At 68.1% G+C, this 15,369-nt stretch carries 18 protein-coding genes; 6 read left to right on the top strand and 12 right to left on the bottom strand.

The annotated features are described in order from the left end of the window. Window positions 1-199 precede the first annotated feature (199 nt). The 5 genes from ALI144C_RS44620 to ALI144C_RS58130 all read right to left on the bottom strand — a co-directional run bounded on the left by ALI144C_RS44620 (window position 200) and on the right by ALI144C_RS58130 (window position 3,872). Window positions 200-1,030 carry a GGDEF domain-containing protein gene (locus ALI144C_RS44620; RefSeq protein WP_237774611.1) on the bottom strand — a complete coding sequence of 277 codons (831 nt, stop codon included), beginning with the start codon at window positions 1,028-1,030 and terminating at the stop codon, window positions 200-202. 196 nt (window positions 1,031-1,226) lie between these two features. Continuing rightward, window positions 1,227-1,664: a hypothetical protein gene (locus ALI144C_RS44625; RefSeq protein WP_076993299.1), complete on the bottom strand. Its 438-nt coding sequence runs from the start codon at window positions 1,662-1,664 to the stop codon at window positions 1,227-1,229. Between the two features lie 2 nt (window positions 1,665-1,666). Then, the gene (locus tag ALI144C_RS44630) at window positions 1,667-2,386 is read right to left on the bottom strand and encodes an alpha/beta fold hydrolase (protein ID WP_076993300.1); all 720 of its coding nucleotides are present in this window, start codon (window positions 2,384-2,386) and stop codon (window positions 1,667-1,669) included. Window positions 2,387-2,434: 48 nt separating this feature from the next. Continuing rightward, entirely contained in the window at window positions 2,435-3,568 is a 1,134-nt protein-coding gene (gene dusB / locus ALI144C_RS44635; RefSeq protein WP_076993301.1) for a tRNA dihydrouridine synthase DusB, read from the bottom strand. Window positions 3,569-3,602: 34 nt separating this feature from the next. Beyond that, on the bottom strand, window positions 3,603-3,872 hold the full coding sequence (locus ALI144C_RS58130) for a hypothetical protein (RefSeq protein ID WP_237774612.1): 270 nt from the start codon (window positions 3,870-3,872) through the stop codon (window positions 3,603-3,605). A gap of 936 nt (window positions 3,873-4,808) precedes the next feature. Between ALI144C_RS58130 and ALI144C_RS44655 the strand changes: the two genes are divergently transcribed. Continuing rightward, on the top strand, window positions 4,809-5,489 hold the full coding sequence (locus tag ALI144C_RS44655) for an SMI1/KNR4 family protein (RefSeq protein ID WP_076993305.1): 681 nt from the start codon (window positions 4,809-4,811) through the stop codon (window positions 5,487-5,489). Here the strand turns inward: ALI144C_RS44655 and ALI144C_RS44660 are convergent. Next, window positions 5,486-6,217: a macro domain-containing protein gene (locus ALI144C_RS44660; RefSeq protein ID WP_076993306.1), complete on the bottom strand. Its 732-nt coding sequence runs from the start codon at window positions 6,215-6,217 to the stop codon at window positions 5,486-5,488. The two genes, ALI144C_RS44655 and ALI144C_RS44660, sit on opposite strands and share 4 nt — an antisense overlap. 77 nt (window positions 6,218-6,294) lie before the next feature. Between ALI144C_RS44660 and ALI144C_RS44665 the strand changes: the two genes are divergently transcribed. Then, window positions 6,295-7,260, top strand: a complete 966-nt coding sequence (locus tag ALI144C_RS44665; RefSeq protein WP_076993307.1) for a helix-turn-helix transcriptional regulator — start codon at window positions 6,295-6,297, stop codon at window positions 7,258-7,260. On the opposite strand, the gene lysA is transcribed toward ALI144C_RS44665, so the two are convergent. The 3 genes from lysA to ALI144C_RS44680 all read right to left on the bottom strand — a co-directional run bounded on the left by lysA (window position 7,257) and on the right by ALI144C_RS44680 (window position 9,319). Further along, on the bottom strand, window positions 7,257-8,573 hold the full coding sequence (lysA, locus tag ALI144C_RS44670; protein WP_076993308.1) for a diaminopimelate decarboxylase: 1,317 nt from the start codon (window positions 8,571-8,573) through the stop codon (window positions 7,257-7,259). The two genes, ALI144C_RS44665 and lysA, sit on opposite strands and share 4 nt — an antisense overlap. 108 nt (window positions 8,574-8,681) lie before the next feature. Continuing rightward, the gene (locus ALI144C_RS44675; RefSeq protein WP_143231232.1) at window positions 8,682-8,888 is read right to left on the bottom strand and encodes a hypothetical protein; all 207 of its coding nucleotides are present in this window, start codon (window positions 8,886-8,888) and stop codon (window positions 8,682-8,684) included. Beyond that, a complete protein-coding gene (locus ALI144C_RS44680) occupies window positions 8,885-9,319 on the bottom strand; it encodes an SRPBCC family protein (protein WP_076993310.1) in 435 nt (144 codons plus the stop codon). Before ALI144C_RS44680 ends, ALI144C_RS44675 begins: the two co-directional genes overlap by 4 nt. 49 nt (window positions 9,320-9,368) lie before the next feature. Between ALI144C_RS44680 and ALI144C_RS44685 the strand changes: the two genes are divergently transcribed. Together ALI144C_RS44685 and ALI144C_RS56970 are read left to right on the top strand one after the other, a co-directional pair. Further along, window positions 9,369-9,938 carry a TetR/AcrR family transcriptional regulator gene (locus ALI144C_RS44685; protein WP_076993311.1) on the top strand — a complete coding sequence of 190 codons (570 nt, stop codon included), beginning with the start codon at window positions 9,369-9,371 and terminating at the stop codon, window positions 9,936-9,938. 62 nt (window positions 9,939-10,000) lie between these two features. Then, the gene (locus tag ALI144C_RS56970; protein WP_202819205.1) at window positions 10,001-10,216 is read left to right on the top strand and encodes a hypothetical protein; all 216 of its coding nucleotides are present in this window, start codon (window positions 10,001-10,003) and stop codon (window positions 10,214-10,216) included. Here the strand turns inward: ALI144C_RS56970 and ALI144C_RS44695 are convergent. Beyond that, window positions 10,213-10,866: a transcriptional regulator gene (locus ALI144C_RS44695; RefSeq protein ID WP_076993312.1), complete on the bottom strand. Its 654-nt coding sequence runs from the start codon at window positions 10,864-10,866 to the stop codon at window positions 10,213-10,215. The genes ALI144C_RS56970 and ALI144C_RS44695 overlap by 4 nt on opposite strands. A 111-nt stretch (window positions 10,867-10,977) precedes the next feature. On the opposite strand from ALI144C_RS44695, the gene ALI144C_RS44700 reads away from it, so the two are divergent. After that, a complete protein-coding gene (locus ALI144C_RS44700) occupies window positions 10,978-11,202 on the top strand; it encodes a hypothetical protein (RefSeq protein ID WP_076993313.1) in 225 nt (74 codons plus the stop codon). Between the two features lie 240 nt (window positions 11,203-11,442). Beyond that, entirely contained in the window at window positions 11,443-12,396 is a 954-nt protein-coding gene (locus tag ALI144C_RS44705) for a nucleoside hydrolase (protein ID WP_076993314.1), read from the top strand. Window positions 12,397-12,438: 42 nt separating this feature from the next. Here ALI144C_RS44705 and ALI144C_RS44710 read toward each other — a convergent pair whose 3' ends face one another. Both ALI144C_RS44710 and ALI144C_RS44715 read right to left on the bottom strand, forming a co-directional pair. Further along, on the bottom strand, window positions 12,439-14,727 hold the full coding sequence (locus tag ALI144C_RS44710) for an ATP-binding protein (protein ID WP_076993315.1): 2,289 nt from the start codon (window positions 14,725-14,727) through the stop codon (window positions 12,439-12,441). Between the two features lie 100 nt (window positions 14,728-14,827). Continuing rightward, window positions 14,828-15,298, bottom strand: coding sequence for a SixA phosphatase family protein (locus ALI144C_RS44715; RefSeq protein WP_076993751.1), 471 nt, complete (start codon window positions 15,296-15,298; stop codon window positions 14,828-14,830). Between the last annotated feature and the right edge of the window lie 71 nt (window positions 15,299-15,369).

Raw genomic sequence — 15,369 nt, forward strand, 5'->3', positions numbered from 1 at the left:
AATCTCAGTCACATCACGATATCAACACGGTACAGCTTGTCTGGAAGCGCCGGGAGTTTCAAGTGTTGCAGACCGACAGTGAACGTTGCCCAGCGATAGTACGGGCGGTGTCCACTGTTGACGACAGCCCGACGAAGTTTGTTTACGTTCAGTACGCGGAACCGCGCAGGCTACTAGGCCGAACGGGGGATGGTTTGGCTTAGTAAGCCAAGGCCCTTGACTCCGTCACCGCTCTGCGCCCTGCCGCCGGTCCTGCCAGGAACGTCCGCCCTCCCACGTGGTAAGCAACGGCGTTGCGCCCGGACTGCTTCGCCGTGTAAAGCAGCCCGTCGGCGTGCCGCAGTTGGCGCTCCGGGGTGGAGCCGAGGCTCAGCGGCGGTTCGTGCGCGATCCCGACGCTGACGGTCACCCGAAGTCCGAGCACGATCTTCGACCAGGGATAACTCTCGATCTTGATCCGCGCGGCCTCGGCCATCGCGACCGCCGTCGGGCCGTCGACACCGGGCAGCACCAGAGCGAACTCCTCACCGCCGTACCGCGCGCAGAACGCGTCGTCCGCCAGGCCGTCCTGGAGCAGGTCGACCACGCGCTGCAGGACCCGGTCCCCGATCAGATGACCGAAGGTGTCGTTCACCTGTTTGAACCAGTCGAGATCGACCAGCGCGACGGCCAGGCCGCCGGTCATGCTGTGCCTGTCGGCGAGCAGTGTGACCAACCTCTGGTCGAGGTAACGGCGGTTGTATCCGGCGGTGAGGCTGTCGCGGATGCTCTGCTCGCGGGCCTCGGCGTGCTCGCGGCGCAGCCGGTCGACCTCCCGGCGCAGCTGTTCGGGGATGTGCGGCGCCTCGGTCTTGTCCGCGTGGACGAGTTCGAGTGCGGAGCGGAGGTGCTGATAGGCCTGGCGCCACTGGCCACGGGACGCCAGCAGGGTGGCGATCGACTCGTGCAGCTGTACGAGAGAAGTCCCGTCGGGCGTGTTCGCGCCACCTGCGTCCTCGTGCGCGGCCCACTCGTCTGTCGGGTCTGACACGGGCTCAGGCTCGGCGATACCGCGTCCGAGTCCGGTCACCGCCTTCACCTCCCTCACGTACCTCTGTCGACCGGTTGGCGGTCCGGCTTAAGACACTGTGGGCAGGTGTATGCGGAAATCCCTCATCTGGTGGATGAATGGCTGCTCCAACTCAGTGAAGCGGTGTGACACGCCTCGCAGTCGGCTTGAGTTGCCGTCAGTTGCGCCGAAGGCACGGCATGAAGCCGTAAACGACCCCGTCGAGCACGACGATCCGTTCGGAACCGATCTGGTCGCCGACGAGCTGACCGTCCTTGGTGACTGTCAATGAGACGGCCACCACATACACCGCGCCCCGCGGGCGGTTCGCGCCCTCCGGGGCCCACTTGGCGTCCGGCCGCAACGTGGACATGGTCGGGTCGACCGAGATGGTCACACCGGGCAGCTCGCAGATCCGGTCGGTGAAGTCGGGGTGCTGGGTGCGGCGCAGGAAGTCCTGCTGGGCGGCGGATCCCTGCTGCGCGGCGGCGTCGAACTCGGAGAAGTACCTGGTGATCAGGTCCCGGTCGGCCAGCCCGGCGGCGACCGGGCTACCGGCGATCCCGGTCGTGCAGCCAGTCAGCAGCAGGAGAATCGCCGCCAACGCCACGCGCATGGTTATGAAGCTATCGCCTCGGCGAGTCGCACGGGTCCGTCCATGTGGGCGACGTGCCCAAGGTCCTCCAGCAACACGAGATCCGCGCCGAGTGCGTACGCCAGTGCCTCGGTCGGCCTGCCGAACGGCATCGTGCCGACGTTCTTGGCGCCGAGGACGACCTTCACCGGCGCGCTGAGCGGTGCGACCAGGTCGTAGTCGAGGTCGTGCGCGAGGGCAGCCAGGATCTCCGTCACGGCGGCGGGCACGAAGGACAACTGCGACTGCCACATCCGGCTGCTGCGGTACCGCGGCAGGATCTCCGGCGGTGTCGGGGAGATTTCCGTGACCAAGATCTCCATGGCGGCGTCGAGATCACCGGCGTCGACTGCCCGTTGTGCCCGTTCCGGGGCGTCGCCGACGAAAGCGCGCAACTGGTGCCCGGTGGCAATCGGTTCGTAGAGGACGACTCCGCGTAGATCGGTCCGCTGCTGCGCGGCGAGCAAGGCGACCACGGCGCCGTAACTGTGGCCGACGAGAACGGGATCCGGACCGGCTTCGTCGAGAATCCGGTGCAGGTCCTCGACCTCGGTCTTGAGGCTGTAGCCCGGGGTGAACGCGATGCCGTTGCGCCCCCTGCGATCCCGGGCGACGACAGCGTGTCCTTTGGTCGCGAGCTCGGACCGCACGTCACTCCACTGCGCGGCATCGGCAAGAGCCCCGTGCACCACAACCATGACCATGTAGGAGGGAACCCAACGCGACACGAAGTCATGCCGTGATGTGTGTCACTACCCGCCGGAGTGCATGACGTCCCCGCCGACCGGGACGGACCGGTCGTCCGGGTCGTCGAGCCAGCCCTCGGGCAGCGTGACCTTGCCCGGCGAGCCCTGGCGGCCGCGCGGGCCCTCGGCGTCGGACGGGAACGGCGCGTCGTGGTCGAGCTGGGTGATCAGGTCCTCGATCTGGGACACGGTGTCGACGAGCGCGAACTTCTGGCGGAGCTCCGAGCCGATCGGGAAACCCTTGAGGTACCAGGCCATGTGCTTGCGCAGATCCCGGATCCCCTTGTCCGGCCCGAGGTGGTCGGCCAGCAGCAGGGCGTGCCGGTGCAGGATCCGGGCGACGGCGCCGAGATTCGGGCCGTCCGGAATCGGCTCGCCGCGGAACGCGGCCTGGAGTTCGGCGAAAAGCCAAGGCCTGCCAAGACATCCGCGCCCGACGACGACACCGTCGCACCCGGTCTCGGTCATCATCCGGGTGGCGTCGTCGGCGGAGAAGATGTCCCCGTTGCCCAGCACGGGGATGGTGGTGACGGTTTCCTTGAGCCGGGCGATCTTCGACCAGTCGGCGGTGCCGGAGTAGCGCTGTGCGGCGGTCCTGGCGTGCAACGCCACCGCCCTGGCCCCCTCGGCCTCCGCGATCCGCCCGGCGTCGAGGTAGGTGAGGTGCTCGTCGTCGATGCCGACCCGGAACTTCACGGTGACAGGCACATCACCGGCGGCGTCGACAGCGGCTTTGACGATGTCCCCGAACAGCCGCCGCTTGTACGGAAGAGCGGCCCCGCCACCCTTCTTGGTCACCTTGGGCACGGGGCAGCCGAAGTTCATGTCGATGTGGTCGGCGCGGTCCTCGCCGACGACGATCTTGGTCGCCTCGGCGATGGTGGCCGGATCGACGCCGTAGAGCTGCAGTGACCTCGGGCTCTCCCCCTCGCCGAAGGTGATCATGTGCATGGTCTTCTCGTCGCGTTCGACGATGGCCCGCGCGGTGATCATCTCGCACACGTACAGGGAGGTGGGGCTGCCGAACTCGCGGCAGAGCTGCCGGAACGCCACGTTGGTGATGCCCGCCATCGGTGCGAGCACGACAGCGGGATCGACCAGGTAGGGGCCGATCTTCAACGACGGGGTTCCAGCTTTCACATCCTCAAGGCTAGCTGGGACGCCCGCGCACTCGTCACGATGAGTTCGCGAGCTGATTGACACGCTGGAAGGACATCCCGAGCAGTTCGCTGGCTTCGCGTTGCGATAGTCCTTTGGCGAGCAGTTCCCGAACGGCCGCCCGGGACTCCTGCGCGGCTTCGGAGGTTTTGCGCCTGGCCTCATCGCGCAGAACTTCGGCGCGGGCCAAGTGGTCCTGCACCTCAGTCGGCAGATGAACCTTGACGTGGAGGTCGTAGTCGTCGACGGTCAGTCCCGTCATGATCTCGACCAGGTCGTTCGCCATGGCCGGGACATCCTTGTACCGCAGAGCTTGCGTAGCGCGGTCGAGCTCTGGGATTCGGATGAGCCAGAACTTGCCGTCTCGGGTCACCTCGGCGTGGAAGGTCTTCAACTCCGCCACCATCCTTTCCCGAGTACGGTCTCGCACTCCTTGAAAATCTCCACCGCGAGATTCTCGCCGATTTCCCTGTGGCGTGGAACGGGAATGATTACCGTGTCGAGGACGTAGACGGAGTGATTCGCCCCTTCTCGTGACAGCTGCCAAGCGACCTCCTGGCGTTTGGCAGCCGCGGCGATCTTCTTGACGAGGCCCCGACGCTTCACATGGTATGTCTATTGCGGGCTAGACGCAAACGTCAAGCCTGGGGTAGACGGTTCACTTGATCGGGGTTGGCAGATGGGGTTGTCACTGTGTTGACTTCGGGCAGCCGAAGTTCATGTCGATGTGTTCGACCCGGTCGGGGGCTGGTCGCGACTCGCCCGAGGTGACACACTGGGGTGGTCCGAGATCGTCTGTTCCTGACTCGGTGGCCGTTGCCTGGGGGGACGGCTGGCCGTGGGGGTACAGGCGTTCCTTCTTCTGCACGGCGAAGGAGGGCGCATGTCGCATGCTGTGGGCGTTTCTCCTCGTCCTTCGAGGGAGAACGCGCCATGTCCACGCTTGTCCATGTGCTTCTTAGCGCACCATTGCCTCTCGCGACGATCGCGCTGCTGCTTCGATACGGGCCGTCAGCGCTGGTGTTCCTGGTCGCCGGGGTCATGGCGGTGATCGCGCGGGGACCTCAGGGAGAACGCGCCCTCGCGGTGCTCCGGCTGCTACGGACGTCGACGCCACAACGCGCGTCCAGGACTCGCCGGAGGGTCGGGCGCGGTTAGCGGTTGTCGCATTCGATTCGCCGGATCGGAATACCTCCCCGGGCCAACTGTCCTACCCTGCGGCATGACCTCGCCCGAAGTCGTGCACTCCTGGGGCCGCATCCGTGCCTGGCTCGAGCTCAACGCGCCCGGAGTTTTCGCCAAGATCCATCCTCCTGCCTCCGCAGGGGACATCGCCGTCGCCGAGGACGCGGTCGGTGTGCCGTTGCCCGCGGATCTGCGGGCCTGGTGGCAGTTGACCGACGGGATGTCCCCACGCCAATCGTCCGGTCCTGTCATACCGAGCTACTTCGACCCTTATCCCGTCGCGGATGCCTTGTCCAGGCGGCAGATCTGGATCGACGTGTGGCACAACAAGAACGACTACTTCACCGACAACCCGCACGGCCGGATGGTCCAGGCGTTGCAGGAGCATGCGGGCGCGTCGATGCCCACTGTCGACGAGGAGATCGCCGACCTCATGCGTCAGCCGGCCGGGACGCCGTGCGAAGGGATGTACCTGCCGGTCTGGCTGCCGATCGCGGGCAGCGGCATGGGTTTCGACCTCTTCGTCGACCTCAGGGACGGTCCGTTGCGCGGCTGCGTGATGGAGTTCGACCGGGTCGGGACAGCGCAATCAAAGCCGTACTGGCCGAGTGTGGCCGTCATGCTCGCGGAGATCGCGGACGCCTTCGAGCACGGGCGGCCCGTCGGTCGGGACGCGGTCCGCGTCACCGTCGACGGCGGTCACATCACCTGGGCCTAGTCGACCGCGTCGGCGATCGCGACGAGGACCCGCAGGTCATCAGGGTCGTTGTTGGTCCACTGGTGGCCGTTGGGGCACTCCCACTGCGGGTCCGAGCCGTCCCCGCGCAGCACGCAGCCCGCCAGCTTCAACCGCCCGGCCGCACCGGCGGCGACCGCGTCCGGAGTCGGCAACCCGAACAGGACGGGCACACCGGCCTCGCCGCAGGTCGCACATGGTTCGACAACCGGTGCCTCGATCGCGTCCACCATCAGCGCGTGCGTCTGCTCGTCGAACGCGACCAGCCGGATCAGATCGAGGTCCACGGCCGTCGACCTGACCGCCCACGCGGCGACGGACACGGCGTCCGCGACCGGGTAACCGAAGACACCGGTGGAGATCGCCGGGAACGCGATGCTGCGCACCCGCAACTCCTCCGCGACCAGCAACGACTGCCGGTAGCACGAGGCCAGCACCTTCGCCTCGTCGTGTCCGCCGCCCCGCCACCTCGGGCCGACCGTGTGGATCACGTGCTTGACCGGAGCCAGGTCGAAAGCCGGTGTCGCGACGGCGTTGCCCGGCAGGCACGGCGCCAGCGCCGCCCCCGCTTCGGCGAGGCGGGGACCGGCAGCGCGGTGGATGGCCCCGTCGACGCCGGAACCGCCTCGCAGCGACTCGTTCGCCGCGTTGACGATCGCGTCCACCCGCTGGTCGGTGATGTCGCCGAGCACTGCCTCGATCTGTGCCATGCAGTGAATGATGGCAGGCCGGGCCCGCGATCGCCCACGACGAGCACGGTCACTGCCGCACCCGGCAGAATCGACGTGTGCGAGCGAGCCGGTTGTTGTCGGTCCTCCTGCTGCTGCAGGCGAGGGGCCGGATGACCGCGCAGGAACTCGCCGACGAGCTGGAGGTCTCGGTCCGCACGATCTACCGGGACGTGGACTCGCTCAGCGCCGCGGGTGTGCCGGTGTACGCCGACCGCGGCCCGGCGGGCGGCTACCAGCTGCTGGCGGGCTACCGCACGCAGCTGACGGGCATGACCACGGCCGAGGCCGAGTCGCTGTTCCTGTCGGGCATGCCTGATCAGGCCAAACAGCTGGGTCTGGGTGAGGTGCTTGCCGCCGCGCAGCTCAAGCTGATGGCCGCGTTGCCGCCCGAGCTGCGGGCGCGGGCCGAGTCCATCAGGGAACGTTTCCTGCTCGACGCGCCCGGCTGGTTCCGTGAGGACGAGTCCGCGCCGCACCTGGCCGCCGTGGCCGGTGCGGTGTGGGAGCAGCGCCGGATCGCCGTGCGCTACCGCCGGTGGGGCAACTCCGAAGTGGAGCGTGTGCTCGAACCGCTCGGGCTCGTGCTGAAGAACGCCACCTGGTACCTCGTCGCGTCGGCGGATTCGGAGCCGCGCACGTACCGCGTGTCTCGGATCCTCGCGCTGGAGCCGACCGACGAGAAGTTCGAGCGGCCGGGGGACTTCGACCTGGCCAAGCACTGGGAGATGTCGGCCGAGCGGGTGCAGAGCACGTTGTGGAAGGGCCAAGCCACGGTCCGGTTGTCGCCGCAGGGCCGCAAGATGGCGTTCCTGCTCGGCCCGGTGGTCGGTCGCGCGTTGCGGGACCACACGCCGGAACCCGACGACGACGGCTGGGTCACCGTGACCATGCCGATCGAGACGAACCTGCACGCCCTGCACGCCATCCTCCAGCTCGGCCCGGACGCGGAAGTCCTGGAGCCGGAGGAACTGCGGGAGATGTTCGTCCAGGCCGCGGCCGACCTGGCCAGGCTGTACACCTAGCCGACGTCACGGGCCAGCAGGTCCTCCTCGGTTTCCCTGCGCACCAACGGCCGCGCCCAGCCGTCACGGACGCCGATGATCGGCGGACGGCAGATCTGGTTGTAGTTCGACGCGAGCGAGTGGTGGTACGCCCCGGTCACCGGCACAGCGAGCACGTCACCCGCGTGCACGTCCGAGGGGAGGTCGATGTCGGCGGCGATGACGTCGCCCGCCTCGCAGTGCCTGCCGACCACCGAGACCGTCCGAAGTGGAGCCGAGGACGACCGCCCGGCGAGCCGGACGAGGTACTTGGCGTCGTAGAGGCACGCACGCATGTTGTCGCTCATGCCACCGTCCACGGCGACGTAGCGACTTTTCACCGTGACCACGCGGTACAGCGTGACGCCCGCGTTGGCCACGAGCGCCCGGCCCGGCTCGATGGTCAGCCGCGGCGCGGGGAGCCCGAGTTGCGACGCGGTGTAGTTGACCGCGACCTGCACCCGCTGGGCGTACCCGGCCAGGTCGAACTCCTGCTGGCCAGGCAGGTACGGCACGGCGTGGCCACCGCCGAGGTCCAGCGACCGCACCACGACGCCGTGCCGGTCGCGGATCGCGCCGACGAACTCGACCATCCGCCGCGCGGCCAGCTCGAAACTGGCCACTGAGGACACCTGCGAGCCGATGTGGCAGTGCAGGCCGTCCAGCCGCAGACCGGGCTGCGCCAGCACGGCGTCGACCGCGGTCATGGCGTCGCGCAACGGGAAACCGAACTTCTGGTCCTCCACCCCGGTCGCGATCGCCTTGTGCGTGTGCCCGTCCACGCCCGGCGTGACACGGACGAGCACACGCTGCGGATGTCGTGCCAACGAGCCGAGCTGCTCGATCTCGTCGAGCGAGTCGACGACCACGCGGCCGATCTCGTACCCCAGCGCGGCCTTCCAGTCCTCGGCGGTCTTCACGTTGCCGTGCAGGATGATCCGCTCGGCCGGGAAGCCGACGGCACGGGCGACGGCCAGCTCACCGCCCGAGCAGACGTCGAGCAAGAAACCCTCTTCGGCCATCCACCGCAGCACGGCTCGGCAGGTCAGGGACTTGCCCGCGTACGCGATCTCGAAGCCGGGCAGCGCGGCCCGGTACGCCCGGCAGCGCCGCCGGACCTCGTCCTCGTCGAGGATGTAGGCGGGGGTGCCGAACCGCGCGGCGAGTTCGTTGACCGGGATGCCCGCGATCCGCAGGCCGTCGGGGTGCGCGCTCGTGCTGCGCGGCCAGACGTCCGGTTCCAGTTTGGTGTGCAGCGACCGGCCAAGACTGGGCAACACATCGGTGAGAGTCACGCCTCCAGAACAGCGCCGATTCCGGGCGGCGGAACAAGACGCGACGCCGTCATGACGACCGGGCCCGAGTTGTTAGCGCGTTGTTGACGCCCGGGTGACGTCAGCCACTCAGAAGTTCTTCGCGACGTCCCGTGCCTGGTCATGGGCGGTGGCACGGTCCTCCGCGCCGGTCGCGGTGACCAGGTTCGGCCGGAACTGGATGCCGGTGACGTCCTTGATGCCCGCCCAGCGCAGCCAGTTGTCCAGGTAGGGCCGTTGGAAGTCGGCGCCGAACGACGGCGGCAGCCCGCACAAGGGGACTGTAGTCCGAATCACTGCTTCGCGGCGTACGCGGCGAGCCCGGTGGCGATGTCGTTGGTGAGTTTGTGCAACGCGCGCCGGTAGATCCAGCCCATGCCGGGCACTTTCGGCCGGAACGACGTGTGCCAGCGGATGTCGGTGCCGTCGCCGGACGGCGTCAGGTCGATGTCCGCGCGGTAGTCCCGCAACGCGAGGCCGGACAGCAGTGTGTAGCTGAACCGCTTGTCGGGCACCAGTTCCGCGACCTGCTCGCGCATCTTGTACCGGCCCGTGAAGAAGTTTCGGATCGCGCCGACGCTTTCCGGTTCCGGTGAGCCCGCCTTCTCCAGGGCGAATCTTTCCAGTGACGACCAGGTCGGCCACGTCGACCCGTCGCGTAAGAGCCTGTAGACCGCGTTGGGCGGGGCGGCCGAGTGGACGTTGACCTCGAACTCCTGCTTGGGCATGCGCCTGCCTCCTTCGTGTACCAGATGGTACATGTACCATGTGGTACACATGATAGGCGCGAAACGACGGCTGCTCACCGACGCGGTGGCATACATGGCCGAACACGGGGTCGCCGACCGGAGTCTGCGGCAGATCGCGGCAGGCCTCGGCACCAGCCACCGGATGTTGATCTACCACTTCGGCTCGAAGGAAGGCCTGTTCGTCGCGATCATCAAGGAGGTCGAGGCGCAGCAGCGCGCGGTCCTCGCCGACCTGGCGCACGAGCCGGGCGAGTCACCCGGCGACATGGCCCGCCGGTTCTGGCGGCGCGTGTCCGACCCGTCGCTGTGGCCGAACGCCAGGCTGTTCTTCGAGATCTACGGCCAGGCGCTGCAAGGCAGACCGGGCACGGCGCACCTGCTCGACGACGTGGTGCACGCGTGGCTCGACCCGGTCATCGCGCTCGGCCTGGCCAACGGACTGTCCGAAGAGGACGCGGCGGTGATCGCGCGGCTCGGCCTGGCCGTCACCCGCGGCCTGCTGCTCGACCTGCTCGCCACGGGCGACCGCGCGGCCGTCGACGCCGCGATGGAACACTTCGTCGTCGCCTACGAGGCGCGGCTGCCGCGTCACAGTTGACAGCCGTCCGCCACGGACCCGGGATAGAGTCACAGGTCCAGGTCAGCGGACGGATGAGGAGCATGACGGAGACCGAGCGGCCGCTACGGGCCGACGCGCGGCGCAACCGCGCCCGGGTGCTCGAAGTCGCCAAGCAGGTCTTCGAGACCGAAGGACTCGCCGTGCCCGTCGACGAGGTCGCCAAGCGCGCCGGGGTCGGCATCATCGCGGCCGAACGGCACGTCGGCGGCGAACCGGGCCGCCTCGGCGCGATCATGTTCCAGGCACTGCGCCCCTAGGGCTTGGCCATGTCAGCGATCGTGTTCCAGAACATCAGCTCGTAGGCCAGCAGCAGACGCCCGTGCCGCCTGGCCTCGTCCGGCCGCCAGCCCTTGTCCAGCGCGGTCTGGATCGCGGCCAACGCGTGCTGTTCCAGTTCCGGGGCCGGTTTGGCGAAGAAGTCGAAGAATCCGCACGTGCGGTCGTCGAATCCGTAGTTCACACGCAACGACTGGGAGATTTCCGCGCAGTACTCGCCCCACGCCGCGAAGTTCGCGAACAACGCCAGCAGGGCGTCCACTGGCGAGGCGTTCAGCGCCAACGACGCGACATACGCCGGATAGGCCTGGCATCCCGCCTGCGGCGTGTAGGTGGTCATATCCGCACCTGTCGCCTCGGCGAGCGGGGTGAGCAAATCGAGCGCAAGGCTCTCACCATCGGCGAGGAAACCGAAGAACTGCCTGGTGGCGGGGTCCTCGGCGCGGTCGGCGAGCGCCAGGAACGCACGCCGGTCGCTGGCGATGATGTGCCGTTCTTCCGCGGCGAGCGCCGCGATGGCCGATACTGGCGCCCGCCAGTCGGCCACGAGTGGCAACAAGCGATTGGCGCCGGGCGGCGGAGTCAGTTCCTGCTGTGTCTGGCTCAGCACCTGCCGGACGGAGTTCGTCATTCTGTGAACGTTACGCGAACGACGCATGGTGCTGGTCACCCTCACACTGGCATAACCAATATGGTCTGCGCGCGTCTCACCCTCATGCGAGCAGGAGGAGTACAAAGGGGCATGGACTACCTACCAGACTTGGTCGCGGCGCAATGCCAGCACGCGTGGGAGTCCGAAACGGCGTACGAGCGCCTCGCCGTCCAGGCAGGCGTCGGTGCCGAGCACGCGAGTCACCTGCTGAGGTTCGCCGTGCAGCGCATCGCCGAGGGCACGACCTCGGTCATGGACCCGTACGCGCTGGCGTCCGAGTGGATCTCGGCAGGGCAAAACCGCGCCCAGCACTGAGCCGGAACTGGGCGCGTTCCCGGTCGAGCCTCTGCGTGACGTGCCCACCTGACACCAGCAAGACCCCTAGACATGCTGCTGTTCAAGCGCGGACACGCCCGTCACTTTCCGCTTACGGTCAACGATTGACTGCGAGGGCAGCCATGTGCAGGGGTGACTTGTCGACTCTTTTGGGAGACACCTCCGCGTCACCCCAAAAGAGCAGGGCGTGATCGGGGCACTCTGGTTGAGTCGACAACTGTGCGCATCATCCTCGACACGGATCCGGGCATAGACGACGCGTTGGCGATCCTGTTCATCGCGGCACAGGAGGACATGGAGATCGTCGCGGTGGGGAGCGTGCACGGCAACGTGCCCGCCCCGACAGCGGCGGACAACGCGCTGAGAGTCCTCGACCTGGCGGGCCTGACGGAGGTCCCGGTGGCGGTCGGAGCCGCCCGCCCCCTCGCCCAGGACCTGGGAACGTCGGAGATCGTGCACGGCGACGACGGCCTGGGCGGCCAGGCAGGCCCGCCGTCGGCGAGGAAACCGGTGACCATCTCGGCCGCGGAGCAGATCGTCCGGCTGGCCAGGGAGAACCCGGGAGAACTGACCCTGCTGGCCCTGGGCCCGTTGACGAACGTGGCGCTGGCACTGCTGCTGGAACCCCGCCTGCCCCACCTGCTGAAAGCGGTGATGGTGCTCGGCGGAGCACTGGCCGTCCCGGGAAACGTGACCCCGAACGCGGAAGCGAACATCTGGCACGACCCGGAAGCAGCGGACCTCGTCCTCGGAGCAGGCTTCGAAAACCTGACCCTGACAAGCCTGGACGTGACGGAGACAGCCCGCGCGGACGACGCGTGGCTGTCAGCACTGGCAGAGGTCCCCACCCACCGAGCCCAGTTCGCCACCGGCCTGTTGAAGCACTACACAGCCTTCTACACAAGGATGTGCGGCTACCGCACCTGCACGATCCACGACCCGCTGGCTGCCGTGCTGCTCCAGGACCCGAGCCTGGCCGAGTACAGGGAAGCAGTGGTGTCGGTCGAATTGCGCGGCACCCACACCCGAGGCCAACTGATCTCGGACTGCCGAGCGATAGCCGACGACACCGGAATCAAAAGCCAAGCGGCACAAGGCCGAAAGCCCGTTCGCGCCGTGGTGTCCGTGGACACGAAGGCGTTCCTCAGCCGCCTGTTCGAAGCCCTGAAGTAGCAACGATCACAGCAAGGGATCACGGGTTCGACGCTGACCGGCTCAGCCGACGATGCGCGGAGTGGAAGCGAGCAGAGCCCGGACATCCTCAGCCCGAGGATCATCCAGATCAGTGAAAATGGCCAAAGCGTCATGCCAGGACTCCCTGGCAGCCTCAGCCTCGCCGGTGTCCAGCAACACGCGACCCCTGCTGTGCAAAGTCTCGGCCTCGCCCCAGCGGTCACCGATCTCCCGCCTGGTGGCGAGGGCCTCCTCGAAGTTCGCCAGTGCCTCGTCCGGCCGTCGCAGCCGCGCGTACAGGTCGCCCAGTTTCACCAGCGTGTAGCCCTCACCGTGCCGGTCGGCGATGTCCCGGAATATCCCCAGCGCCTGATTGAGCTCGTTGAGCGCCTCGTCGAGACGCCCGAGTTCCCGCAACGCGTTGCCCAACGAAGCCCGAGCGATTCCCTGCCCCTGCTTGTTCGCCATCATCAGCTGGGCGTTGTCCGCGTGGTCGCGTTCGACGTCCGCTCGGATCCGCAGGGCCTCCGACAGGGCGGAAGCCGCTGCGGTGAACTGGCTCAGGTCGCCGTCGACGAACCCCATCGCCGTCAGTGTCCACGCCAGGCCGACCTGGTCGTCGATCTGCTTGCGGATCTCCATCGCCTCCGCGAGGGATTCCTTGGCGTCCTTGAACCTCCGCAGCTCACGGAAGCCGTGCGCGATGTTGTTCAACGCCCACGCCACGCCGAACTGGTCGCCGAGTCTGCGGGCACCCGTTATGCCGAGTTCGTGCGCGCTGATCCACGGGCTCCAGCGCTTGCGCAGGAACACGAAGTTGAAGTTGCACACCGGGATCTTCCAGGCGATCGCGTCTTGCCCGTACTCGAGCGCGAGGCGGGGCGCGGCGATCAGGTTCGGCATTTCCGCCTCGCACCAGGCCAGAGCCTCGTCGTACGACGCGAATTCGAGCTCCGGCAGCGAGAACGGACAGTCCTCCAGCGGCGGCTCGAACCGTTGCGGGGACAGCACGTGGTTGGCCGTGTAGGACGTTTGCAGGTACCAGTGCAGAACCCGTTTCACCGCAAGGTTCCTGGCCTCCTGCGGTTCCTCTTCCAGCGCTCGCTCGGCGGCGTAGACGCGCAGCAGGTCGTGGCACCGGTAGCGCCCGCCGCCCAAGCCCTGGACCAGATGCACCCCGACCAGGCGGTCCAGCAGGCGCCGGGCGTGTGCCACGGTGACGTCGGCCATCGCGGCCGCGGCGTGCACGCTCAGGTGCGGGCCGCGGTGCAGGCCGATCAGCCGGAACATCCGCGCGGACTCCCCGGACAGGTCGCGGTAGGACCACGAGAACACAGTCCGGACCGCGACCGAGTCGTCGTCCGTGGACAGGACGTCCAGGCGTTCCTCTTCCGCGCCGAGCTCGTCGGCCAGTTCGTCCACCGAGTGGTGCGGGTGCGTGGCGACTCGTTCGGCCGCGATACGCAACGCCAACGGCAGGTGCCCGCACCGGCGGGCCAGTCCGGCCGTCGCTTCGGGTTCGTCGTCGGCGCGGTCGTTGCCGATCACCGTCCGCAGCAGCAGGATCGACTCGTCCTCGGTCAACGGGCCGAGTGTGATCCGCTGGTCCTGCCTGATCGGCAGGCCGGACAGGCGCATCCGGCTGGTCACGATCACGCCGCAGCCCGCCGATCCGGGCAGCAGGTGTTCCACCTGGCGGGAGTCGCGGGCGTTGTCGAGCACGAGCAGGATCCGGCCCCCGTCGAGCAACGACCGGTACAGCGCCGCGCGTTGACTGGTCGACGCCGGGATCGCCGCCGCGTTCGTGCCCAGTGCGACCAGGAACTCCTCGAGGACGACCTCCGGCAGCGACGGCTGGCCGTCCGGGGAGTAGCCGTGCAGGTCCACGTACAGCTGCCCGTCCGGGAACCGGTCCTTCACCTGGTGCGCCAGCCGCAGGGCCAACGCCGTCTTGCCGACGCCGGGCGGCCCGTCGACGGCGACGGTCCACGGCGCGCCGGGCATGTCACCCGACAGCGCCAGGTCCAGCTGGGTGAGGTGGTGGTCGCGGCCGACGAACGTGGCCGCGGCGGCGGGCAGTTGCGCCAGCCTGGGCAGGCCTTCCGACGTCGCCAGCGCGACGAGTTGCCCACCCGCTTCGAGCACTTGGTCGCAGCGCCTGGCCAGCTCGCTGGTCGGCGGCTTGTCGCCGGTCTCGACCTTGCCGATGTACCCGCGCGTGTAGTTGACCAACTCGGCGAGTTTCTGCAGGGAGAGCCCGCGTCGCGTGCGTAGTCTGCGCAGCTCACGTCCGAACGGTGAGCTGTCGTCCCCCAGCTTCACCTGCGGCATGTGTCCGAACCCAATCGCGTCGACGACCGACCACGAGGATTTCAGGGTTGCGGCTACCAGAACAAACCCGGGTGATCAGCGTCGCTCGATCGGAGTAGTGCTAACCGCGGGCCGTCGCGGTGGTGACCAGCTCTCCCCATCCTGGTCCCGCGTCCGACCACGGCGAATCGCTGCGCAGCACGGCGAGCGTCGACGTCTTGAACGTCACCGCCGTCCCGGACAGGTGCTCGGCCAGGTCCTCCATGTCCGGGTTGTGCCCGACCAGCAGGGCCGAGGTCACCTGGGCCGGCAGGTCGCGGACCACTTCGACGAGCGGGCCGTAGTAGATCTTCGCGTGGTGCCTGACCTCGGGCCGCGTGGCCAGTTCGGCCGACACCAGCTCCCACGTCTGCCTCGCCCGCACCGCGGTCGAGCACGCCACGAACCGCAGGTCGGGGAGGTTCTCGGCCAACCACCGGCCCGCTGCGGGGGCGTCCCGGCGACCGCGCTCGCCCAGCGGCCGCTCGAGGTCCGGTACCCCTTCCGGCCACGCCGACTTGGCGTGCCGCAGCAGTGTCAGTGTCCTCGTCACCAGCCCCAAGCTAGCAGGGGCAGTCCGACCAAGTGGTGATCCGACGTGTCGTGCGCCCTACGCCGTATGGG

This window comes from Actinosynnema sp. ALI-1.44 (assembly GCF_001984155.1).
Classification (GTDB): domain Bacteria; phylum Actinomycetota; class Actinomycetes; order Mycobacteriales; family Pseudonocardiaceae; genus Kibdelosporangium.

Excerpts from the sequence above, each read along its gene's own strand:
- ALI144C_RS44695 (WP_076993312.1), bottom strand. The coding sequence starts at position 10,866 with ATGACGAACTCCGTCCGGCAGGTGCTGAGCCAGACACAGCAGGAACTG.
- ALI144C_RS44680 (WP_076993310.1), bottom strand. The coding sequence starts at position 9,319 with ATGCCCAAGCAGGAGTTCGAGGTCAACGTCCACTCGGCCGCCCCGCCC.
- ALI144C_RS44700 (WP_076993313.1), top strand. The coding sequence starts at position 10,978 with ATGGACTACCTACCAGACTTGGTCGCGGCGCAATGCCAGCACGCGTGG.
- ALI144C_RS44655 (WP_076993305.1), top strand. The coding sequence starts at position 4,809 with ATGACCTCGCCCGAAGTCGTGCACTCCTGGGGCCGCATCCGTGCCTGG.
- ALI144C_RS44710 (WP_076993315.1), bottom strand. The coding sequence starts at position 14,727 with ATGCCGCAGGTGAAGCTGGGGGACGACAGCTCACCGTTCGGACGTGAG.
- ALI144C_RS44685 (WP_076993311.1), top strand. The coding sequence starts at position 9,369 with ATGATAGGCGCGAAACGACGGCTGCTCACCGACGCGGTGGCATACATG.
- ALI144C_RS44630 (WP_076993300.1), bottom strand. The coding sequence starts at position 2,386 with ATGGTCATGGTTGTGGTGCACGGGGCTCTTGCCGATGCCGCGCAGTGG.
- ALI144C_RS44660 (WP_076993306.1), bottom strand. The coding sequence starts at position 6,217 with ATGGCACAGATCGAGGCAGTGCTCGGCGACATCACCGACCAGCGGGTG.
- ALI144C_RS44625 (WP_076993299.1), bottom strand. The coding sequence starts at position 1,664 with ATGCGCGTGGCGTTGGCGGCGATTCTCCTGCTGCTGACTGGCTGCACG.
- ALI144C_RS56970 (WP_202819205.1), top strand. The coding sequence starts at position 10,001 with ATGACGGAGACCGAGCGGCCGCTACGGGCCGACGCGCGGCGCAACCGC.
- ALI144C_RS58130 (WP_237774612.1), bottom strand. The coding sequence starts at position 3,872 with ATGGCGAACGACCTGGTCGAGATCATGACGGGACTGACCGTCGACGAC.